This is a genomic window from Pseudomonas extremorientalis, from assembly GCF_001870465.1.
GTDB classification, from domain to species: Bacteria; Pseudomonadota; Gammaproteobacteria; order Pseudomonadales; family Pseudomonadaceae; genus Aquipseudomonas; species Aquipseudomonas extremorientalis.
Window position 1 is genome coordinate 17,921 of the sequence record NZ_MDGK01000041.1, and the last position, 23,171, is coordinate 41,091.

The following is a 23,171-nucleotide window of genomic DNA, read 5'->3' on the forward strand; positions in this document are numbered from 1 at the left end:
CACGACACGTCCATTTGACAATAACTATAAAGACCCGGAAGGAAGTACAGCATGACGGCATCCGCCTCGATTCCCACCACCGAATCGCCCGAACAAACCCGCAAGCGCCTGCGCAAAGTCGCCGCCGCCACCATCTTCGGCTCGATGCTGGAGTGGTACGACTTTTACCTGTACGCCACCATGGCGGCGATTGTGTTCTCGAAGATCTTCTTCGATAACGGCGACCCCAAGACCGCCACGCTGCTGGCGTTTTCCACCTTTGCCATCGGCTTTATCGCCCGCCCGTTCGGCGGCATCCTGTTCGGCTACCTGGGTGACAAGTTCGGTCGCAAGCAAGTGCTGGTGCTGACCTTCTGCCTGATGGGCGTGTGCACCACGCTGATCGGCCTGATCCCCAGCTACGCCTCCATCGGCATCTGGGCGCCGATCGTGCTGGTGTTTATCCGCATCATCCAGGGCCTGGGCGCCGGCGCCGAGTTGTCCGGCGCGGCAGTCACCTCCTACGAGCACGCCGCCCAGGGCAAACGTGGCAGCCAGGGTGCCTGGCCGGCATTGGGCCTTAACCTGGGCCTGTTGCTGTCATCGCTCACCGTGTACCTGCTGACCATCAACGGCAACGAGTTCCTGCTGGCCGGCGGGTGGCGCATTCCGTTTGTATGCAGCATCGTGCTGGTGGGCGTCGGCCTGTGGGTGCGCAACAGCATCCCGGAGACCCCGCAATTCAGTGAGCTGAGCAAAGCAGAGAACAAAGCCAAAGCCTCGCCGCTCAAGGCGCTGTTCAAGAACGACCTGAAAGGCCTCGCCGTGGTGTTCTTCGTGGCGATTGGCTACAACGCGCTGAGCTACATCTTCAAGACCTTTTCCCTGGCGTACCTGACCCAGTTCAAAGGCGTGGACGTACACGTCACATCGCTTTCGGTGACGATTGCCAGCCTGGTTGCCATCGTCGCCGTGCCCTGCTTCGGCTGGCTGTGCGACAAGTGGAGCAGTAAGGCCGTGCTGATGCTCGGCGGGGTGTGCTCGCTGCTGTTCGCCTACCCGTTCCTGGCCCTGCTCAACACCGGCGAAAGCCTGATGATCTACATTGCCATCGGGGTCGGCACCGGCATTCTTGCGCCGATGATGTTCGCCCCCCAAGGCTCGTTCCTGAGCCGTCAGTTCCCGACCCAGACGCGCTCCTCGGGCTTTGGCACCGGGCGTGAAATCGGCACGGCCATCGCGGGCGGCCTGGCACCGTTGGGCGCCCTGTCGATGGTGGCGGGCTCGGCTACCCACTCCACGGATGGCGTTGTCATCATCCTGGCCATTTCTGCGCTGTTAGTGGTGGTGTTTGCCTTGTGCGACCAGGGCCGTAAACACTCGGCATTCAAAAACTAAAGGAAAAAGTTCGGACTAACGGGTGCATGGATGCACCCGGATCGCGCATCATGGGCACTTTCAAGCTCAAGGGTAACGTCCATGCGCGTTCTGTCATTGATGATGGGTCTTACGACGCTGGCCGCCACTACGGTGTTCTGCGCCAGCGCGATGGCGAATGAAGAAAGTCAGTTGGTACAACAGATCAACCAATACCGCAGCCAGGTGCAACGCTGCGGCGACCAGGGTTCCCAGGAACTGCCACCGCTGGCCAGCGACACCCGGCTGGTGCTGCCGGCCACCAATGTGGGCGACTTGCAGCAAGCGCTGGCACGCGCCGCGTACCCGATGGTCAACGTGCAGGCCATCAGCCTGTCCGGACCCAAGGATGCCCAGGCGGCCATGAAGGCCGTGCGCGAGAGCTTCTGCCGCGTGGTGCTGGACCCGCAATTCGTCGATATCGGCGTGAGCAACAGCGGCCAGGACTGGCGCATCGTGCTCGCCCGCCCGCTGCTGACCAGTGGCCTGGGCGATTGGCAGACCGAAGGCAAGCAACTGCTCAACCTGATCAACGCCGCGCGATCGCAGCCACGGCAATGCGGCACCCAGGCGTTTACCGCCACCACGCCCTTGTCGTGGAATGACGACCTGGCCGGCGCCGCCAACAGCCACACGCGAAACATGGCCAACGGCAATTTCTTCGACCACCTCGACCACGACGGCCGTACCCCCGGCGACCGTGCGGAACTGGCCGGGTATATCGCGAAGAACATCGGCGAAAACATCGCCGCCGGCCTGGACACGCCACGCAAGGTGGTCGACGGCTGGCTCGCCAGCCCAGGCCATTGCGCCAACCTGATGAACCCGCAGTTCCGCGAGCTGGGCGCGGCCTATGCGATGGACCCTAAGAGTGACGCGGGGATTTATTGGACGGCAGTTTTCGGCGCGCAATAAGCCGGCTTGCAGATCGCCACGCACGCAGAGTGCATCAAGTTGCTATCACCGCGATAATGCCGCTGAACTGCCAGCGGGGTTTCCGGTCTGTTGCATGTCAGGCCCTCCCTTCAAGGCGTTACGCAGATCGCGGCAAACAAGGTGTTCTTGCAATGATGAATTGGCTGCAGAGTAGCAGCGACATGGCTGAGCGGGTTCGCCAGCATGATTGGGCGAGTACGCCCCTGGGTCCGCTGGAACAGTGGCCGGATGTGCTCAAGACCACGGCCGCACTGTGCTTCGCCTCAAGCTTCCCCCAGGCCATCATCTGGGGACCGCAGTTGATCACGCTCTACAACGATGCGTTTATTCCGATCCTGGGCGATAAACCTGCCGCATTGGGCCGCCCTTTCAGCGAAATCTGGCACGAAGTCTGGGACCAGATCAGCCCGATCGCCGACGCGGCATTCGAGGGGCACGCGACCTACATCGAGAATTTCCCCCTGGTCATTGAGCGTGGTGCGGGGCCGGAGCAGGCCTACTTCACGTTCTGCTACAGCCCGATCCGCGACCCCGATGGCAAGATCGTCGGCATGCTCGACACGGTCACCGAAACCACCACCACCGTATTTCTCACCCAGCGCCTGGCGGCCCTGGACACCATCGGCAATGCGGTCGCCACCGCCACCGATGCCGAACACATCATGGCCACCACCACGCGCCTGCTGGCGCAGCACATGCAGGTGTCCAACTGCGCGTATGCCGACATGGATGCCGACGAAGACGGCTTTACCATTCGCGGCAACTGGGCAGCGCCCGGCTCGCCGAGCATCGTGGGTCACTACAGCCTGGCCTCGTTCGGCGCAATGGCAGTGCAGCGCCTGCGCGCCGGCGAACCGTTGGTGGTGCAGGACAATCGCATCGAGTTCGCCCCCGAAGACGCCGCCAGCTATCAGGCGCTGGGCGCGTTGGCCACTGTGTGTTTCCCATTGATCAAGCACGGCCGCCTCACCGCCTTGATGGCCGTGCATGACAAAAAGGCCCGGGTCTGGTCGCCCTATGACCTGGCGCTGGTAGGAGAAGTCACCGAGCGCTCCTGGGCCCATATCGAGCGCGTACGCGCCGACGCCGCCGTACGCGAAGGCCTGGCAGCCTTCACCGAGCTGAACGCCTCGCTGGAACAACGGGTACAGGAACGCACCGCGGCCCTCACCCAGGCCGAGGCCGCACTGCGCCAGTCACAGAAACTCGAAGCCATCGGCCAATTGACCGGCGGCGTGGCCCACGACTTCAACAACCTGCTGACCATCATTCGCTCCTCGGTGGACTTCCTGCGTCAGCCGGGGTTATCCGAAGAACGGCGCCAACGCTACATGGGCGCGGTGTCCGATACCGTAGAGCGGGCCAGCAAACTCACCAGTCAACTGCTCGCCTTCGCGCGCCGCCAACCGCTGAACCCGGAAGTCTTCGATGCGGGCCAACGGGTCAGGAACATCGGCGAGATGCTCGAAAGCGTCACCGGCGCACGCATCCACGTGCAAGTAGAACTGCCTGATGCCCCTTGCCATGTGCGCGTCGACTCCAGCCAGTTCGAAACTGCGCTGATCAATATCGCACTCAATGCCCGGGATGCCATGGACGGCCAGGGCACGCTGGTCCTGCGTGTCGCCACGGTGGATGCAATGCCGCGTATCCGCGGCGACGCAGCGGTGCACGAAGGGTTTGTGAGCGTTTCCCTGACCGACACCGGCAGCGGTATTGCGGGAGACACCTTCGAGCACATTTTCGAGCCATTTTTCACCACCAAGGCCGTGGGCAAAGGCACTGGCCTGGGGTTGTCCCAGGTGTTCGGGTTTGCCAAGCAGTCCGGCGGCAACGTCGATGTGTCCAGCCGCGTGGGCCAGGGCACGGTGTTTACCTTGTATCTGCCGGAAGTGGCCCCACCCGCGATGCCTCTCGCGCCGCGCCCAGAGGATCTTGCACCGGTCCACACTGCGACGCCGCGCCATATCCTCATCGTAGAGGACAACCTGGAAGTCGGTCGTTTCGCCAACCAGATCCTCCAGGACCTGGGCTACCGCACCACCTGGGCCACCGATGCCGAACAGGCGCTCGCCCTGGCCGGTGCCGATGCCCTGGGGTTCGATGGGGTGTTCTCGGATGTGGTGATGCCCGGCATGACCGGTGTGGCCATGGCCAAGGTGCTGCGCCAGCGACGCCCGGACTTGCCGGTGGTGCTCACCTCCGGCTACAGCGAAGAACTGGCCGACAGTGGCTACGAAGGGTTCGAGTTCCTGGCCAAGCCCTACTCCGCAGACCAGGTGGCCCGGGCATTGGCCAAGGCGATGCCCTAGCCGAGACCCAAAGCCTTACTCTGCCACGGCCACTTGATTACGACCCAGGGCTTTCGCCCGGTACAGCGCCTTGTCGGCCGTATTCATCAGGCCGTGCAGGTCTTGATCCTGGGCATGGGTGGAGGCAACACCGAGGCTGGCGGTCAAGCCATGCACCGGCGCGGAAGACAGGCTGGAGATCGCCTTGATCAACTGCTCGGCGATAGCCCGTGCGGTTTCCAGCGAAGTGTTGGGCAGCAACACCGCGAACTCTTCACCCCCCAGGCGCCCGTACACATCGGCCTGGCGGAACGAAGCGCTGATCACTCCGCCAATCTGGCGCAACACCTGGTCACCGGCCTGGTGGCCGTAGGTGTCGTTGATTTCCTTGAAGTGGTCCATGTCCATCATCAGCGCACACAGCGGCTGACGATTGTGCCGGCATTGTTCATACAACACCTGGGCATGCTCGAAGAAGGCGCGGCGATTCATCAGGCCGGTGAGTTCATCGGTCTGGGCGGCGCGGGTGGAGATGTTGTGGGCACGTTCCATTTGCCGGGTCAGGCGAAAGGCCTTTTCCAGGGCATCGGACAGCTTGCGCGTGGCACTCACCACAAAGGTGGAAAACACCAATACCGCGATGGCCACGCCGATTTGCATCGGCGAAGGCTGGAACAGCAGCCAGAGGGTGCACGGGAACAAAACCAGGCCCATGGACCCCAGCGTCATATAGCGGTACGCCGAATAGCAAGACACTGCACTCACCGACATACCCACGGTAAACAGCATCACCAGGGCCTGGGACAGTCGGTCATCGGTGGGCATCACCGCCAGCGCGCCGAAGCCCCAGATGCCGGCCGACAGCATCAGCGTGATCCAGTAGCGGCGTTCCCAGCGATCCGGGGTGCGCTCGGCGTTGGGGCAGCGAAACCACTCCATGAACATCTTGAGCCGCAATAACGTCGAGGCCGCCAATGCCAGCAGCCAAACCAGGATGACTTGATGATCAAACCGGTCCCAGCACAGCCAGGAGAGCATTATGGCGCCCAAGTAGCTGCCGAAAATGGCGGAAAATGATTGCCGGAACAACTGGTGCAAACGATCGGTCCGCACCTGCTCTTCTATAACGCAATCCTGGTCCTGCCCACGCCCAAGGCCATTCATGAGATTCGCCTGATTCGACTGCCACGACAAAGGCGCCATTGTGGCACCCTGCCAGTAGCGTGGACAACAGAATCCAGCACGGTAGAGCCTTTAAAGCGGTTCCGGACGCAGAATCAGCACACCCAGGGGCGGCAAATTCAAAGACAGTGACACCGCTTGCCCATGACGGGGCTCTTCCTGGGTAAATACCTCGCCCCCGTTACCGTAATTGGAACCTGCGTACATATCGGCGTCACTGTTGATCACTTCGCTCCAGCGTCCAGCAAAAGGAACACCGACGGCATAACCCTCACGCGGCACCGGGGTGAAATTGGCCACCACCAGCACCGGCTTACCGTCCTTGCTCCAGCGCAGCCAGGCATAGACGCTGTTGATCGCGTCGTCGCCGATCAGCCACTGGAAGCCCTGGGGCGCATCGTCCTGTTCATGCAACGCCGGCTCTTCGCGGTACAGACGGTTCAAGTCGCCGACCAGCTTTTGCACGCCTTTGTGTTCGGCATACTGCAGCAAGTACCAGTCCAGTTGCTGATCGTGGTTCCATTCGCGCCATTGGCCGAACTCGCAGCCCATGAACAGCAGTTTCTTGCCAGGGTGCATCCACATGAACGCGAGGTAGGCACGCAGGTTGGCGAATTTCTGCCAGCGGTCTCCTGGCATCTTGTCGATCAGCGAGTGCTTGCCGTGTACCACCTCATCGTGGGAGATCGGCAGGATGAACCGCTCGGACCAGGCATACACCAGGCCGAAACTCAGTTCGTTGTGATGGTGGGCACGGTACACCGGGTCCTGCTGGATGTAATGCAGGGAGTCATGCATCCAGCCCATGTTCCATTTGTAGTTGAAGCCCAACCCGCCCTGCTGGGTCGGCTGGCTCACGCCCGGCCAGGCGGTGGACTCCTCGGCAATCACCAGCGCACCCGGCGCTTCCTGGGCCACCACGTCGTTCAGGTGGCGCAGGAAGTCGATAGCTTCAAGGTTCTCGCGGCCGCCATGGCGGTTCGGCACCCATTCGCCGGCCTTGCGCGAATAGTCGCGGTAGAGCATGGACGCCACGGCATCCACGCGCAGCCCGTCGATGTGAAAATGCTTGAGCCAGTGCAGCGCCGAAGCCAGCATGAAGCCGTGCACCTCGGTGCGGCCCAGGTTGTAGATCAGCGTGTCCCAATCCTGGTGGAAGCCTTCCAGCGGGTTGGCATATTCGTACAGCGCAGTGCCGTCGAATTGCGCCAGGCCGTGGGTATCGGTGGGAAAATGCGCCGGCACCCAGTCAAGGATCACGCCGATATCGGCCTGGTGCAGCGCATCGACGAAGTAGGCGAAATCCTGCGGAGAGCCGAACCGCGCCGTCGGCGCAAATTGCGACAGCGCCTGGTAGCCCCAGGAGCCGCCGAACGGGTGCTCCATGATCGGCATCAGCTCGACGTGGGTGAAGCCCAATTGCTGCACGTAGGGAATCAGGCGCTCGGCCAGTTCACGCCAGTTATATTGGCGGGCCACTTCGCCGGCCTCATCCAACTCGCACTGCCAGGAGCCGACGTGCAGCTCATAGATCGACAGGGGTGCCGTGGTCTTTTGCTTGTCGACCCGCGATTGCATCCAGGCATGGTCCTGCCAGTCCACTTGCAACGGTTCGGCCACCTTGGAGGCTGTGTCGGGCGGCAACTGGGTGGCCAGCGCCACCGGATCGGCCTTGAGCGGCAGGATCCCATGGGCACCTAGAATCTCGTACTTGTAGGCCGCCCCCGGTTGCAGGCGAGGGATAAAGATCTCCCACACCCCGGAAGGATGGCGCAAGCGCATCGGATGGCGACGACCGTCCCAGATATTGAAGTCGCCCACCACCGACACCCGCCGCGCATTCGGTGCCCACACGGCAAAGCGCACGCCCGCCACGCCGTCGACGCTGGTCACCTGGGCGCCCAGGCAACTGCCGAGGTCGCGGTGATTGCCTTCGGCAAACAGGTAAAGGTCCATTTCACCCAGCAGCAGTTGCTGGAAGCTGTACGGGTCTTCGGTGATCTGTTCGCCACCGGCCCACTGGATTTTCAACAGGTACGGCTGACGGGTCTTGAACTGGCCGACAAACAAGCCCGGCACCTGGCTCGCGTCCAGGCTGCCCAGCTGCTCGCCGCCATCACGTGCCAGCACTTGCACACTCAAGGCCTCGGGCAGGAATGCGCGGATAAACTGGCCGCCGTGTTCATCATCGTGCGGCCCCAGCACCGAGAACGGGTCGTGGTGTTCGGCGCGGACCAGCGCTTCGACGTCCCTGGACGCCGGCAATGCAGTCAGTTTCGGTTGCAGCGGTTCTTTATGTGTAAAACTCATGACGTCTCCCCACCGCGTGCAGTGTTCGATATAGGTGCTTCCTTTATAGAAGCAATCCCGCTCAGTAAACCTTGCAACCCTTGCAGGGGCACCGGCAACCAGGTCGGGCGGTTTTCCGCTTCGTAGGCCACTTCGTACGCGGCCTTCTCCAGGCTGAACAACGTCAGCGCGGCGTCCTGGCCTCTGGCATCCTGCCAGTCATGCGCCAGTGTAGCCGTCGCCGCCTGATAAGCCCGGATAAAGGCCTGCCGTGCTTCCTTGAGGTAACGTTCCGTCACGCGTCTGCGCGCCTGGTCCGCCTCGGGCGAGTGATCCACCCCTTGAACATTCAGGGCCATCGCCGCCGCATAGTCGAATGAGCGCAATACGCCGCTCACATCTTTATAGGGGCTGTGCTTGCCACGTCGCTCATGCAATAGCCGCGCCGGCTCCCCTTCGAAGTCGATCAGGTAAGCATCGCCCTTCACCACCAGCACTTGACCCAGGTGCAAGTCACCATGCACGCGGATGCGCAACCCGCCCGCCGTGGCTTTCGCCAAAGCCTGCACATGGCTGACGATGGCTTTTTTCTGCGCCAGCAAATCACTGACCAGCGCTTGATCCGCCGGGTTCAATTGGCTTTGATGAAGTTTGAGCAAGTGCAGCGCACGCTCCAGTTGTGCGCCGACGTCCTTGGCCCAGGCCTGGGTGTCCTTGGCCGTGGTGATTTCGGGTTTGAAGGCCTTGTCGGTGGTTTTTGCACCGAGCACCTGGTGCATTTCGCCCAGGCGCTGGCCGAGCAGCCCGGCAAAATCCGCCAGCTCGCCCAGGGCGTTGTAGTGTTGTTCCTGCTCGGAAATGGCCTCGGCCAGTTCGTCGCGGATCGCCCGCTCCAGATTGTTCTGGGTCCAGCTCCAGGCATCGCCCTGGTTGCTCAGGTAGCCCTGGGCAATCATCAGCAGGTTGTCCTGGCCCTCGGCGTCGTGGCGCACCATCGACCCCAGCAGTGGCGAAATATTGGGGTAGCCCGCGGCCGTCAGATAGGCACTCATCTCCAGTTCCGGGTGCACGCCGGAGGCGACTTTGCGGATCAGCTTGAGCACCAGGCTCTCACCGACCACCACCGAGCTGTTCGATTGCTCGGCCGACAAGTAACGCACCTCGGACTCATCCGTCAGTTGCAACCTGGCCAAGTGCGGTGTGGCCGCAAAGCGCAGCTCACCGTCGCCAGTCTCGAGCACGGTGCCCGCTTGCAAGCCCTGGATCACCGCACGAATAAAGTGTTCAAGGCTGAAGGCATCGGTCACCAACCCGACCTGGCGCACCCGACGTACGCGGGCCAGCGCCAATTGCTGGGGCAAGGCGCTGGTGAACTGGTCTTCACCGAGGAAACCGAACGGTAACTGGTAGCGGCTGACCTGGCCTGCGGCCGTCACTTCGACCTCGCTGAGCAACACCGGATGCTGCGGGTCGCCAAAACGCACACCGTAGGCAATGCGCACGCTGTCGATGGCCGTGTCCTTGCCAGCAAACCAGCGGCGCTTGGGCAACCACGCCGGCAGAGCGGTCTGTTCCAGGGACGCGCGGCAAGGTTCTTCAAGCAGTTCTTCCATGCGTTTTTTCAATACCAGTGTGGTGAAGTCGGGCATGCTCTGGGCCGGTTCCACATGCCAGCTGGGCATCTGGTTTTCCGGCGCCAGCACAAACCAATAGAAGCCGTAGGGCGCCAGGGTCAGCAGGAAATTCAACTGGCCGATGGGCGGGAAGGCATTACCGCCGAGCATTTCCACCGGCACCATGCCGGCAAACGCCGACAGGTCCAGCTCTGCCGCCTGGGCACTGCGCGACACGTTGGCCACGCACAGAATGATCTCGTTGCGCCCGTCCTCCCCGGTGAATTCGCGGGTATAGGCCAGGATGCGCCGGTTGCTCGGCGAGAGCATTTTCAGGCTGCCCCGGCCAAAGGCCTTGGACTGCTTGCGCACCGCCAACATGCGCCGGGTCCAGTTCAGCAGCGAATGCGGGTCCTGGGCCTGGGTCTCCACATTGACCGACTGATAGCCATATTGCGGGTCCATGATCGGCGGCAGTACCAGGCTGGCCGGGTCGGCGCGGGAGAAACCGCCGTTGCGGTCGATGGACCACTGCATCGGCGTGCGCACACCATCGCGGTCACCCAGGTAGATGTTATCGCCCATGCCGATTTCATCGCCGTAGTACAAGGTCGGCGTGCCCGGCATCGACAGCAACAGACTGTTGAGCAACTCGACACGGCGGCGATCGCGCTCCATCAACGGTGCCAGGCGCCGGCGAATCCCCAGATTGATCCGCGCACGCCGGTCGGCGGCGTAGTAGTTCCACAGGTAGTCGCGCTCTTTGTCGGTGACCATTTCCAGGGTCAGCTCATCATGGTTGCGCAGGAAGATCGCCCACTGGCAATTGGCGGGGATTTCCGGAGTCTGGCGCAGGATATCGGTGATCGGGAAGCGATCTTCCTGGGCCAGGGCCATGTACATGCGCGGCATCAGCGGAAAATGGAAGGCCATGTGGCATTCGTCGCCGTCGTCGCCCTTTTTGTCGCCGAAGTAGAGTTGCGTGTCTTCCGGCCACTGGTTGGCTTCGGCCAGCAGCATGCGGTCGGGGTAATGGGCGTCGATCTCGGCACGGATCTGCTTGAGCACGTCGTGAGTCTCAGGCAGGTTTTCGTTGTTGGTCCCATCGCGTTCGATCAAATAGGGGATCGCGTCCAGGCGCAGGCCGTCGATGCCCATGTCCAGCCAGTAACGCATCACCGACAGCACGGCTTTCATGACCTGCGGGTTGTCGAAGTTGAGGTCGGGCTGGTGCGAGTAGAAACGGTGCCAGAAATATTGGCCGGCGACCGGGTCCCAGGTCCAGTTGGACTTCTCGGTGTCGAGGAAGATGATGCGCGTGCCGTCGTATTTCTGGTCGTCATCCGACCACACGTAGAAGTCCCGCGCCGCCGAACCGGGCTTGGCCTTGCGCGCACGCTGGAACCAGGGGTGCTGGTCGGAGGTGTGGTTGATCACCAGCTCGGTGATCACCCGCAGACCGCGCTTGTGCGCCTCGGCGATAAAGCGCTTGGCGTCGGCCATCGTCCCGTAGTCACTGTGTACGCCGCGGTATTCTGCGATGTCGTAGCCATCGTCGCGGCGTGGCGAGGGGTAGAACGGCAGCAGCCAGATAGTGTTGACGCCGAGGTCGGCGATGTAATCGAGCTTGGCGATCAGGCCGGGAAAGTCGCCGATACCGTCATTGTTGGAGTCGAAATAGGATTTGACGTGAACCTGGTAGATCACCGCGTCCTTGTACCAGAGCGGGTCTTTGATGAAGGTGGCAGCGTTGGGTTTCTTCGCCATTGGAAGCTCCTGAAATACTTGAACCACTCGGTCAATGTGGGAGAGGCGGTGCGACGATTCGACCTGCACCCGATGAGGGTGTGTCAGTTGATGAAGCGGTGGCTGACACACTGCTATCGGGGGCAAGCCCCCTCCCACATTTGTCCCGCGCAGGGTTTAAGAGGTGGTGATACGCCAGATCCCGAACGGCATCTGCGGCTCCAGCCGTGTCCACTGGTGCTTGCCATACCAGGTCCAGCGATGGCCATTCATCAAGTCTTCGCCCTGTGTCTGGGCATCGTCCGGCAACCCCAACTCCCACAGCGGCAACTCGAAATTGGCTTCCTGGGCGTTGTAAGGGTCGAGGTTGACCGCCACCAGAATGAAGTTGCTGCCATCCTCACTGCGCTTGCCGAAATACAGGATGTTGTCGTTCCAGGCGTTGTAGAGCTTCAGCCCCAAATGCGTTTGCAGTGCCGGGTTCTGCCGACGAATGCGGTTGAGCTGGGCGATCTCGGCGATGATGTTGCCGGGGGCGGTGAAATCCCGTGGGCGGATTTCGTATTTCTCCGAATCCAGGTATTCCTCTTTGCCGGGCACCGGGGCCGCTTCACACAACTCGAAACCCGAATACATGCCCCACAGGCCCGAGCCCATGGTTGCCAGCGCGGCGCGGATCAAAAAGCCCGGGCGTCCTGACTCATGCAGGAAGCCAGGGTTGATGTCCGGCGTGTTGACGAAGAAATTTGGCCGGTAGCACTCACGCCATGGCGACTCATTCAACTGGACCAGGTACTCGCTCAACTCGGCCTTGGTATTGCGCCAGGTGAAGTAGGTGTAGCTCTGGGAGTAGCCGACCTTGCCCAGGCGCGCCATCATCGCCGGCGTGGTGAACGCCTCGGCGAGGAAGATCACCTCCGGGTACTTGGACCGTACGTCGCTGATCAACCATTGCCAGAACGGCAGCGGCTTGGTGTGGGGGTTGTCGACGCGAAAAGTCTTCACACCCTCTTCCACCCAGCCCACCACGATATCGCGCAGCTCGGTCCACAGGCCTGGGATGGCATCCGCCGCATAGAAGTCGACGTTGACGATGTCCTGATACTTTTTCGGCGGGTTTTCCGCGTACTTGATCGTGCCGTCCGGGCGCCAGTTGAACCAGCCCGGATGCTCTTTGAGCCATGGGTGGTCCTGGGAACACTGGATGGCGAAGTCCAGGGCGATTTCCAGGCCATGTTCGGCGGCGGCCTGGACCAGGCGGCGGAAGTCGTCGCGGCTGCCCAGTTGCGGGTGGATGGCTTCGTGGCCGCCCTCTTCGCTGCCGATTGCATACGGGCTGCCCGGATCATCGGGACCGGCGGTCAGCGAGTTGTTCTTGCCTTTGCGGTGGCTGCGCCCGATGGGGTGGATAGGCGGGAAATACAGCACGTCGAAGCCCATGTCATGGATCATCGACAGGCGCGAATGCACGTCATTGAACGTGCCGTGCCGTGCGGGATCGTCAGTGATCGAGCGCGGGAACAGCTCGTACCAACTGGCGAACAGTGCCGCCTCACGTTCCACATCGATCGGGTAAACCGTGCTGATGCTCAGGTAGGCACGGTGATCAGCCTGGGTCATCAAATGTGCACTGTCTTCGTGCAGGAACTGCGCAACCTGCTCGGTTTCCAGCTGGCCGGAGAGTTCGTGGTGCAGCAGCATGAGGCGGTCGCGAAGTTCGTTGTCACTGCGTTCGGCGGCCTGCAGCACCAGGCTGCGGCCTTCCTGCAACTCCAGGCTGACCGGCACGCCGGCCTCATGCTTCTTGCGCAGCTCGTAACAGAAGCTGGCGAAGGTGTCGATCCAGGCTTCGATGCAGTATTCGTGGGGGCCTTGCTGGGTCACGGTAAACGCGCCTTCCCAGCCGTTGTTGCCCACGTCGGTCATGACCACGCTGTGCCAGCTTTCGTCCTGCAGCGGGCGCCAGCGGATCAGCACGGCGAGCTTGTCATGGCCGTCGGCAAACACCTTGCTGGTGACGTTGACCCGTTGGCCAACCACGGCCTTGACGGCAAATTCGCCGCCGTCGATCACGGGGGTGGTGCTTTCGATCGCGATCCGGGGCAGCAACAGCGCCTGGGACAGCGGCAATATGGAGGTGTCTGGAACCTGTGTTTCAGCAGTCATCGAGCATCTTCCCCTTACGCCCTGTGGACGCTCTTTGCTTGATCCGAAATTGCGATACGGCTGAGCTCTCCCTGAGCAGCGCCGTATAGGTCCGAGCCTGCACGCTGGTTAAAAGTTCAGGTGGATGTGCTGCCATTGGGCGGGGAATCAATTCGCCCTGGCAGCTGTCCACCGATAGAGCAAAGCACAAAGGAGGCCACACCGATGAATATCCCGATCCCGGCTGAAACCCCGGACCCGAATATCGACAACCCCACCCTGCCACCCACCGAACCGGAACCGATTCCGGAAAAGGAACCGCCGGAGCATCAGCCACCGCCCGTCGAGGAACCCCCCACGACAATGCCGCCGGTCATTGCCGGCGTTTTTTCAACCATTTGAGGATTGCTATATGACCGATACAGAAGCTAAGCCTATCTGATGGATTGGCTGCTTCTTTCTCGCTGCCTTTGGCGATTCTTCCCACTCTCAACCAAGATAATGCGCACCCCCTGTGATTTTTGACATGTTCAAACTCCCAAGCATCACGGCCGTAGGAATACGGGACCAATCCCTATCGTCGAGCAACATCTTCAGCAGGAGAAATCATGTCTATAAGCAACGCAGGCTCACAGGGCAGCTCGATCTACCAGAGGATTGAGCAATTCAAACACCGAGATGATCGTGGCGGGGATATTCAGCACAACGGCATGCAGTCCAAATCAACCGATGACGCGGTCAAACGGCTCTGGCGTAACAGCCCGGGTTGGTCAGACAAGAATGGTGACGGCCGCTATGACTTGACCTACGAATTTCGGGCCCCGCCGGAAAAGCAGGAAAACAAGAACACTCGACAATTCGGCAAGACCGGGTTTACACCTATCCTCGAGAATCAGCGAAACCAGACCCGGCGAAGCCTGCAATCCATTGAAGATGTTGCAAATGTCACGTTTACCGAGGGGTCCAAGACAGCTGACAGTGAAGGCCATATCAAGATCGGGAATTATGGTCAAATGATCGATACCAAAGGCCACCCTTACAAGGGCTTCCCCCACTCTTCATTGCCCACCAAAAACCAGGCGGACATTGAAGTATGGTTTGTAGACACCAAGACCGAAAAATCTGTGCCTCTAGCAGCGCCAGGTAACGCGGGTCGCCACACCATTACTCATGAAATCGGTCACGCCATGGGGCTTAGTCACCCTGGCGGTTACAATGGTGACGGCAAAAACAAGCTCGACAAATCAAATGTATCTCATCACGAAGACTCTCAGAGCCATTCCGGCATGAGTTACCGAGGTGAGCGCACCGGATATAGCAACCATGGGGGTTTCCGTTCGTCAGCCCCGCAACTTGACGATATTGCTGCCTACCAAGAGAAATACGGTCCCAATTTCGAAACCCGCAAGGGCGATACTACCTACGGTTTCAATTCGAACACAGATCGAGACTTCCTGACTGTCAAAACCCCTGAAGACAAAATCGTGGCGGCCATTTGGGACGGAGGGGGCAACGACACATTGGATTTTTCCAGCTACGAGCAAAATCAGCAAATAAGCTTGAGGGAACAGACCTTTTCTGATGTCGGCGGCCTCAAGGGCAATGTCGGTATAGCCAAGGGCGCGGTCATCGAAAACGCCAAAGGCGGCAAGGGCAATGATTTGATCGTGGGTAACGACGCCAATAACACCCTGGAAGGCGGTGACGGTGACGACGTTATTCATGGCGGCAGAGGCTGGGACAAGCTGTGGGGCGGGAAAGGCGCGGATACCTTTGTCTACGGCAGTCCGACTGATTCGAGCATGTTCAACGGCGTCGATACCATCACGGATTTCGAAAGCGGCAAGGACAAGATTGATGTGTCGGGTATACGCACAGTAACCGGCGGCAAGCCGATACGCTTGAACGAGTCCGTCCTCGAGCAGGGGATGGGACACGGGCTGATAGCTGGCGAAGGCGCCATTTACTATGACCCAAAAGAAAACGTCAGCACGCTGATGATAAATTACGGGGCAGGACACGCGACCTTTGAAGTGGAAGTACGAGGCCAACTACAACCAAGCGATGTGGTGCTATGAGGCTGGCCGCCCAGCATAGGCCTACTTCTCCAACATACGCACAAGCCTGGGCATCACGCTGAACACCGCCAAGGCCAGCAATGTACTGAGTACCGCTGTCGATTCCCGGCCCAACCCGGCCGAGACCCCAATCGCAGCGGTCATCCACAGGCCGGCGGCGGTGGTCAGGCCTTTGACATGCCCTTCTTCATCGTCCTTGCCTTTGATGATGGTGCCCGCGCCCAGGAAACCGATCCCGGCAATTACCCCCTGGACCACCCGGCTCATTGCATCCGCCTGATTGCCGGACATCTGCGGCACCATTACAAATAACGCGGCCCCCATTGCTACCAGCATGTGGGTGCGCACCCCGGCGGCCTTGCCCTTGCTCTCGCGTTCGAAACCGAGGATGCCACCCAGCACCGCGGCAATCAGCAGGCGCACGGTGATCTGGGTGAGTTGCCTGGCGTCGCCGATATCAGCGAATTCAGCCTGCAGGGTTTGCCACACTTCATGCCACCAGGCGTCCATGGATGCCGTCCTTTGTCGTTATGGGTAAAGGATGGACAGCGGCGACCGCCAGTCAGTTGCCTGGAACCCCTGCACATCGCAGGTCCCTAACTCTGCATAGCCTAAGAGAAAGGAGATCGGCATGCCCCTACGTATCGAAAACCATCTGTGTTACTTCACCCTCGACGACAACGGCCAGGAACAGAGCTTGCCTGCGACGCGGGTCACTGTCCTGACCGACACCGAAAAATCCATGTCCTACGTGGAATTGGCGGCCGAGCGGATCTATATCACTGAAGCCGAGGCCGACGCGCTGACGGTCGCCGGAGCCCACGATGGACGCCAGCATGTGAAGGCCGAAGAACCTGGTTCGCTGATTTGATTGATCTGTATCAATACACCCGTTATGGCGCTGCACCCTAGGCGATACGGGGTGCAGCGCATTGTCGCAGCACACCCAACGCAACCCATCTGATCCGCTTTTTATCACGCTACCTGAGTCTGTTATGCAAACAGCCCCCCGCGCATAGTTCATCGGCCTGATGGAGGCTGATGAGCGAACGACATGAGCGAAAGAATCCCCACCGTGGACACCTTCGAGCCCATACACCCGAAGAAGGTGAAGGCCAAATCCAGCGACAATCTGATTCATACCCGCAGTTTTACCGGCCTGTTCCGCACCTTGCGCGTAGGCGGTGCAGGCTTTCTGTTCCTGGCGTTTTTCGGCACCGTGTGGCTGAACTGGGGTGGTCGGCAGGCCGTGTTGTGGGACTTGGCTGAAAGCAAATTCCACATCTTCGGGGCGACCTTCTGGCCCCAGGACTTCATCCTGCTGTCGGCCTTGCTGATCATCTGCGCCTTCGGCCTGTTTGCGATCACCGTGTTCGCTGGCCGTGTGTGGTGCGGCTACACCTGCCCGCAGAGTTCATTCACCTGGCTGTTCATGTGGTGTGAAAAGGTCACCGAAGGTGAACGCAACCAGCGCATCAAGCTGCACGCCGCGCCCTGGAGCCTGAACAAACTGGCGCGGCGCTCGGCCAAGCACGCCTTGTGGCTGGGCATCAGTGTGCTGACCGGGCTGACCTTTGTCGGCTATTTCACGCCAATCCGCCCGCTGGCCAGCGAACTGCTGACCTGGCAGATGGGCGGCGTCAGCCTGTTCTGGGTGCTGTTCTTTACCGGCGCCACTTACGTCAACGCCGGCTGGTTGCGCGAAGCGGTGTGCATGCACATGTGCCCCTATGCGCGGTTCCAGAGCGTGATGTTCGACAAGGACACCCTGACCATTTCCTACGACGTGGGTCGCGGCGAACACCGTGGCCCGCGCAAACGTGAAGTGAAACCCGCCGACGTCGGCCTGGGCGATTGCATCGACTGCCAACTGTGCGTGCAGGTTTGCCCTACCGGTATCGACATCCGCGATGGCTTGCAAATGGAGTGCATCGGTTGTGCAGCGTGCATCGACGCCTGCGATTCGATCATGGACAAGATGGGTTACGCGCGCGGCCTGGTGAGCTATACCAGCGAACATCAACTGCAAGGCGGCAAGACCCACCTGCTGCGCCCGCGCCTGATCGGCTACAGTACGGTGCTGCTGGTGATGATCGCAGCCCTGGTGGTGGCCTTGGTGGAACGGCCCATGGTGTCGCTGGACGTGACCAAGGACCGTGGCATGTTCCGCGAGAACGCCCAGGGCCAGATTGAAAACATCTACAGCCTCAAGGTGATCAACAAGACCCAGCAGCGCCAGGACTACCGCCTGGAACTGGTGGACGCCGAGGGCTTCCAGTTGCAGGGCAAGACCGAAATCAGCCTGGCACCGGGGGAAATCAGCGATGTGCCGGTGTCGGTGGCATTGCTGGCGGACAAACCGGCGAGCAGCTCGCAGACCTTGCGCTTCAAGGTCTCGGATGTGGATGAGCCGTGGATCCATAGCGCTGCCGACAGCCGCTTTGTGGCGCCGCTGAACCGCTGAAAGATACCTATAAAAAGCTAATTGGGCCCCCATGAAACGCTACGAAAAATTCGCCGACGATATTGCAGAACTGATCCGCTCCGGCGTGCTCGGCCCCGGCCAGCGGGTGCCTTCGGTGCGCTACGCCAGCCAGACGTACGGCGTCAGCCCGTCGACAGTGTTCCAGGCCTACTACCTGCTGGAACGCCGTGGCCTGATCCGGGCACGGCCGCGTTCCGGCTACTTCGTCAACACCCACGCACCCAGCCCGTTTTCCGAGCCGGTGGTGAGCGAGCAAGTGCATGAGTCCACCGAAGTGGATGTGAGCGAGCTGGTGTTCTCGGTGCTGGACTCGATCAAGGACCCCAACACCGTGCCCTTCGGCTCGGCGTTCCCCAGCCCGATGCTGTTCCCGTTGCCGCGCCTGGCCCGGTCCCTGGCCAGCGCCAGCCGGGAAATGGACCCGCGCCTGGTGGTCACCGACATGTCGCCGGGCAACCCGCAACTGCGTCGGCAAATCGCCCTGCGCTACATGGTCGGCGGCCTGATGCTGCCCATGGAAGAGCTGTTGATTACCAATGGAGCCCTGGAAGCCCTCAACCTGTGCCTGCAAGCCGTCACCGAACCGGGTGACCTGGTGGCTATCGAAGCGCCTGCATTCTATGCGTGCCTGCAGGTGCTGGAGCGCTTGAAACTCAAGGCGGTGGAGATCCCCGTGCACCCGCGCGACGGCATCGACCTCAACGCCCTGGCGCAATCCCTGCAGCGCTATCCGATCAAGGCCTGCTGGACCATGACCAGTTTCCAGAACCCCATGGGTGCGACTTTGCCCGAGTCGAAAAAGCAGGCACTGGTAGAACTGCTACGCGAGCATCAGGTGCCACTGATCGAAGACGATGTGTATGCCGAATTGTATTACGGCCAGCAGGCACCCAAGCCGGCCAAGGCCTTCGACACCGAAGGTTTGGTGATGCATTGCGGCTCCTTCGCCAAAAGCCTGGCCCCTGGCTATCGCGTGGGCTGGGTCGCGGCCGGGCGTTTCGCGCAGAAGGTCGAACGCTTGAAACTGATGACGTCGCTGTGCCCCTCAATGCCGGCCCAGGCCGCAATTGCCGATTACCTGCAGCACGGCGGCTACGACCGGCACCTGCGCAAACTGCGCTATGCCCTGGAGGAACAGCAAAGCGCCATGCTGGCCGCCATCGCGCGCTACTTTCCGGCACAGACGCGGGTCAGCCAACCGGCCGGCGGGTACTTCCTGTGGCTGGAACTGCCGGAGCAGACCGATTCGTTGAAGCTGTTCCAGATGGCCCTGGCGCAGGGCATCAGCATTGCGCCAGGGCCGATCTTCTCGGCGACCCAGCGCTTTCGCAATTGCATTCGCCTGAACTACGGCAGCCCGTGGACGGAGGCGTCGGAAAAGGCGATGGAGACACTGGGGCGGATTGTGCGGTCGTTTTAGTCATGAGCAAGTCATTGGAACCGAACCCGGCATGACACCACCCAGTGACGTCTTCCCGATACCGAGCTTCTCATGCCTATCAACAATCACCCTGCAAGGGCCATACACCTCCCGGAACAGAACTGGCTCAAAGCTCCCAGCCACCCTGAAGGTCGATCAGCCGGCGACCAACGCAGCGCCAAACAACTCATCAACGCCAATCCGGCGGTCAAACATCTGTTACGGCGCCGGGACAGCTACCCCACTACCGACCAGCTCAAACGTCAACTGGGTGACTGGACCCGCGCCAATCCCAGCGCCCGTTCGCGCGCCGATGCAGCCTACAATCTGGCTCGGGTGGTCAACTTCCTGGATAACGTGAATGACCGCACAGTGGGCAACAGCGAACCCCGCGATGGCAAAATCAACGGTTTTCACAATGCGGGCTATTCCACCCGCAAGAACTCGGAGGCACGCGTGCTGGTGGCCTTTGCGCAAAAGGGCTATGAGGTGCTAGGAAACCTGGGCGCGTGAATGCTTCAGCGGCCACCGCCCAAATCGAGGAACGTCCCGGTGGCATACGACGCCTTGTCCGACAGCAACCAGATAATCGCTTCCGCCACCTCGTCCGGGCGCCCGCCACGGGCCATGGGGATACCGGATTCGAGTTTGCTGACCCGATCAGGGTCGCCGCTAAGGGCATGGAAGTCGGTGTAGATGTAGCCAGGACGCACCGCGTTGACGCGAATGCCCTCACCCGCCACTTCCTTTGACAGACCAATGGTGAAGGAGTCGAGCGCGCCCTTTGACGCAGCGTAGTCGACATACTCGCCGGGCGACCCCAGGCGCGCCGCCACCGACGACACGTTGACAATGCTGCCGCCCTGCCCGCCATGCTTGGGCGACATGCGCAGCACCGCGTGCTTGGCACACAGGATCGGCCCCAGCACATTGGTCTTCATGACTTTCAGGATGCGGAACTCGGACATCTCATCCACACGGGATTTGTGCCCCACAGTGCCGGCATTGTTGACCAATGCAGTGACACGGCCCAGCTCGGTGTCGACGCGATGGAACAGCGCAATCACTTCATCTTCGATGCTCACATCGGCGCGCACGGTAATCGCCTGGGCGCCCAGGGCGCGGACTTGTTCGAGCACACGGTGGGCAGCCTCTTCGTCAGACTGATAGTTGATGCAAATGCGATAACCCTGGCGAGCGGCCAGCAACGCCGTCTCGGCGCCGATCCCACGGCTGCCCCCGGTGATGATGACGACTTTGTCCATGCGTGCGGTCTCCTGATTCAACCTGATGTTTAGGGCTGGATCCAAGAATACCCGTCACGCACGGCTTTTGTCAGGCGCCAAGGTGTCTTCGGCACGCTGGATGTCGACCATGAACCCTTCCGCCGGCAACGGATGGCCCAGCAGGTAACCTTGCAGGGAGTTACACCCCAGGCGCGTGAGAAAGTTCTGTTGCACATCGGTTTCCACCCCTTCGGCAACAATACGCAGGCCCAGGGCCTGGCCGAGGGCAACAATGGCCGAGACGATGGCGGCATCATCGCTGTCGTGCTCCAGGTCGCGTACAAACCCACGGTCGATCTTCAACTCGTTGGCCGGCAGGCGCTTGAGGTACATCAGGCTGGAATAACCGGTGCCGAAGTCGTCGATGGACAGATCGACGCCCATGTCCGACAACTGCTGCAACACCGTCATGCTCGCATCGGCGTCGCTCATGGCGGTGGTCTCGGTGATTTCCAGGGTCAGGCTGTTGGCCGGCAACCGATGACGTTCCAGGGCCTCGGCCACGCTCTTGACCAGCCCGGCGTGGCAGAACTGCAGCGCCGACAGGTTCACGGCGATACGCCAATCTTCATAGCCCTGGGCGTACCACAGGCTCATTTGGCGACACGCTTCATCGAGTACCCATTCGCCGATGGGGATGATCAACCCGGTCTTTTCCGCCAGTTCGATAAACGTCGCCGGCAACAACAGGCCCTGTTGTGGATGCTCCCAGCGCAACAGCGCTTCGGCCCCCACCGCAATGCCACTGGCCGCGTCGAACTTGGGCTGGTAGTACAAGCGAAATTGTTGCTGTTCCACCGCATTGCGCAGGTCCTGCAACAACTGCAATTGCTTGCGCGCGTTGGTGTTCATCGACGCATCAAAGAAGCTGTAGCCGTTCTTGCCCACGCCCTTGGCGTGGTACATCGCCGCGTCGGCGTTCATCAGCAGTTCCTGGGGGCTGTTGCCGTTGCCTGGGAACATGGCGATACCCACGCTGGCGGAGATCTTCAGCTCATGTTCGGCCACCTGGAAGGCGCGGTTGATCAGCAGCACCTGACGCTCGGCCAGGCCGAGGGCATCGTCCGGCTGGGTCAGTTGCACCAGCAATACGAACTCATCGCCGCCGATGCGCGCCAGGGTGTCGTGGCTGCGCAAGTCTTCGCGCAGGCGCTGGCCGACTTCGCGCAGCAACTGGTCGCCCAGATGGTGGCCAAAAGCATCGTTGACCGGCTTGAAGCCGTCCAGGTCGATAAACATCAGCGCAAAACAGCCGCCCTGCTCTTTCACCGCCTGCATGGCTTGCTGGATGCGGTCGGCAAGCAAGGTGCGGTTGGGCAGGCCGGTGAGCATGTCGTGCAGGGCCAGGTGGGTCAGTTCCTGGTTGGCCTGGCTCAGGGAGTCGGCGAGAACCGCTGTGCGCGCTTCCAGGCGTGCATCGAGCAACGACGTCAGCAAGGCGATGGCCAGCACCGCCAGGGTGGTAACCAGCACCAGGTTATCCAGGCCCTTGCCGCTCAAACCGTTCAGTGCCGCGCCGCAGAAGCTCTCATCGGCGAAGCGTGCGGCTGCCATGCCAGTGTAATGCATACCGACGATGGCAAACCCCATCACCACCGCCGCGCCACCCCGGGCCAGGCGCACATACGGCGTATTGCGGCGCAGATTATGGGCGATCCACAACGCTGCACCGGAGGCTACCACCGCAATCAATAACGAAGCGCCAAACAGCGTCGGGTCGTAGTCGATGCCCGGCATCATGCGCATCGCCGCCATGCCGGTGTAGTGCATGCAGGCAATGCCGGTGCCCATGATCAGCGCCCCCAATCCCAGCTGCCAGGCCGGCAGGCGCGGTTGGCTGACCAGCCATAAGGCAAAGCCGCTGGACAGCACCGCAATCAGCAACGACAGCGCGGTAATCCCCAGGTCGAAGCCCAGGGCAAACGGTAAACGTAGCGCCAGCATGCCGATGAAGTGCATCGACCACACTCCCACTCCCATCGCCATGGATCCGCCAGTGATCCATAAGTAAACGGCGCGTCCCTTGGCGGTGGCGATGCGCCCGGAAAGGTCCAGTGCGGTATAGGAAGCGAGGATCGCGACGAACAGTGAGATCACGACCAGTGAGGGCGAATAACTACCGATGAGCATGGGACTTCTCGTGCGCAGCGAGCCCGAGAGGCCCGTGCGAAATGGCAAAGCGGGCGATTGTAGCGAGAATAATTCTCGGGCAGTTGATTAATTACCAGAGGGCCATCAGTGGCATTTTGACGCCAATCATATGACTTAAAAACGACTCAAATCCGAGGGTTTGTCGAGGCCAACT

General features: G+C 61.0%; 16 protein-coding genes. 9 read left to right on the forward strand and 7 right to left on the reverse strand.

Features of this window, described 5'->3' with window-relative positions; all coding sequences use genetic code 11:
• Nucleotides 1–51 precede the first annotated feature (51 nt).
• The 3 genes from BFN10_RS16590 to BFN10_RS16600 all read left to right on the forward strand — a co-directional run bounded on the left by BFN10_RS16590 (nt 52) and on the right by BFN10_RS16600 (nt 4,643).
• Nucleotides 52–1,377, forward strand: coding sequence for an MFS transporter (locus BFN10_RS16590; RefSeq protein WP_071490577.1), 1,326 nt, complete (start codon nt 52–54; stop codon nt 1,375–1,377).
• Between the two features lie 81 nt (nt 1,378–1,458).
• Nucleotides 1,459–2,310 carry a CAP domain-containing protein gene (locus BFN10_RS16595; protein ID WP_071490578.1) on the forward strand — a complete coding sequence of 284 codons (852 nt, stop codon included), beginning with the start codon at nt 1,459–1,461 and terminating at the stop codon, nt 2,308–2,310.
• A gap of 152 nt (nt 2,311–2,462) precedes the next feature.
• Complete coding sequence (locus BFN10_RS16600) at nt 2,463–4,643, forward strand: GAF domain-containing hybrid sensor histidine kinase/response regulator (protein ID WP_071490579.1); 2,181 nt, start codon at nt 2,463–2,465, stop codon at nt 4,641–4,643.
• Between the two features lie 15 nt (nt 4,644–4,658).
• Here BFN10_RS16600 and BFN10_RS16605 read toward each other — a convergent pair whose 3' ends face one another.
• From BFN10_RS16605 to BFN10_RS16620, 4 genes are all read right to left on the reverse strand, one after another.
• A complete protein-coding gene (locus BFN10_RS16605; protein WP_071490580.1) occupies nt 4,659–5,825 on the reverse strand; it encodes a GGDEF domain-containing protein in 1,167 nt (388 codons plus the stop codon).
• 51 nt (nt 5,826–5,876) lie between these two features.
• Nucleotides 5,877–8,114, reverse strand: coding sequence for a 1,4-alpha-glucan branching protein GlgB (gene glgB / locus BFN10_RS16610; protein ID WP_071490581.1), 2,238 nt, complete (start codon nt 8,112–8,114; stop codon nt 5,877–5,879).
• Nucleotides 8,111–11,473 (reverse strand): maltose alpha-D-glucosyltransferase, encoded by a 3,363-nt coding sequence (gene treS, locus BFN10_RS16615; RefSeq protein WP_071490582.1) that lies wholly within the window; start codon nt 11,471–11,473, stop codon nt 8,111–8,113. Before treS ends, glgB begins: the two co-directional genes overlap by 4 nt.
• 156 nt (nt 11,474–11,629) lie before the next feature.
• On the reverse strand, nt 11,630–13,618 hold the full coding sequence (locus BFN10_RS16620) for an alpha-1,4-glucan--maltose-1-phosphate maltosyltransferase (RefSeq protein WP_071490583.1): 1,989 nt from the start codon (nt 13,616–13,618) through the stop codon (nt 11,630–11,632).
• A 204-nt stretch (nt 13,619–13,822) separates the two neighbouring features.
• On the opposite strand from BFN10_RS16620, the gene BFN10_RS29465 reads away from it, so the two are divergent.
• Nucleotides 13,823–13,999, forward strand: a complete 177-nt coding sequence (locus tag BFN10_RS29465; protein WP_165447927.1) for a hypothetical protein — start codon at nt 13,823–13,825, stop codon at nt 13,997–13,999.
• A gap of 206 nt (nt 14,000–14,205) precedes the next feature.
• Nucleotides 14,206–15,675, forward strand: coding sequence for a M10 family metallopeptidase C-terminal domain-containing protein (locus BFN10_RS16625; RefSeq protein ID WP_071490584.1), 1,470 nt, complete (start codon nt 14,206–14,208; stop codon nt 15,673–15,675).
• A 21-nt stretch (nt 15,676–15,696) separates the two neighbouring features.
• Here BFN10_RS16625 and BFN10_RS16630 read toward each other — a convergent pair whose 3' ends face one another.
• Nucleotides 15,697–16,185, reverse strand: a complete 489-nt coding sequence (locus BFN10_RS16630; protein WP_071490585.1) for an MgtC/SapB family protein — start codon at nt 16,183–16,185, stop codon at nt 15,697–15,699.
• A 121-nt stretch (nt 16,186–16,306) separates the two neighbouring features.
• Between BFN10_RS16630 and BFN10_RS16635 the strand changes: the two genes are divergently transcribed.
• The 4 genes from BFN10_RS16635 to BFN10_RS16650 all read left to right on the forward strand — a co-directional run bounded on the left by BFN10_RS16635 (nt 16,307) and on the right by BFN10_RS16650 (nt 20,093).
• Nucleotides 16,307–16,546 (forward strand): DUF3203 family protein, encoded by a 240-nt coding sequence (locus BFN10_RS16635; protein ID WP_071490586.1) that lies wholly within the window; start codon nt 16,307–16,309, stop codon nt 16,544–16,546.
• Nucleotides 16,547–16,729: 183 nt separating this feature from the next.
• The gene (ccoG, locus tag BFN10_RS16640; protein WP_071490587.1) at nt 16,730–18,139 is read left to right on the forward strand and encodes a cytochrome c oxidase accessory protein CcoG; all 1,410 of its coding nucleotides are present in this window, start codon (nt 16,730–16,732) and stop codon (nt 18,137–18,139) included.
• A 31-nt stretch (nt 18,140–18,170) separates the two neighbouring features.
• Complete coding sequence (gene mapR, locus BFN10_RS16645) at nt 18,171–19,580, forward strand: GntR family transcriptional regulator MpaR (RefSeq protein WP_071490588.1); 1,410 nt, start codon at nt 18,171–18,173, stop codon at nt 19,578–19,580.
• A 72-nt stretch (nt 19,581–19,652) separates the two neighbouring features.
• Nucleotides 19,653–20,093: a hypothetical protein gene (locus tag BFN10_RS16650; RefSeq protein ID WP_071490589.1), complete on the forward strand. Its 441-nt coding sequence runs from the start codon at nt 19,653–19,655 to the stop codon at nt 20,091–20,093.
• Between the two features lie 5 nt (nt 20,094–20,098).
• Here the strand turns inward: BFN10_RS16650 and BFN10_RS16655 are convergent, their stop codons facing one another.
• Complete coding sequence (locus tag BFN10_RS16655) at nt 20,099–20,845, reverse strand: SDR family oxidoreductase (RefSeq protein ID WP_071490590.1); 747 nt, start codon at nt 20,843–20,845, stop codon at nt 20,099–20,101.
• Nucleotides 20,846–20,899: 54 nt separating this feature from the next.
• Nucleotides 20,900–22,996 (reverse strand): putative bifunctional diguanylate cyclase/phosphodiesterase, encoded by a 2,097-nt coding sequence (locus tag BFN10_RS16660; protein WP_071490591.1) that lies wholly within the window; start codon nt 22,994–22,996, stop codon nt 20,900–20,902.
• Between the last annotated feature and the right edge of the window lie 175 nt (nt 22,997–23,171).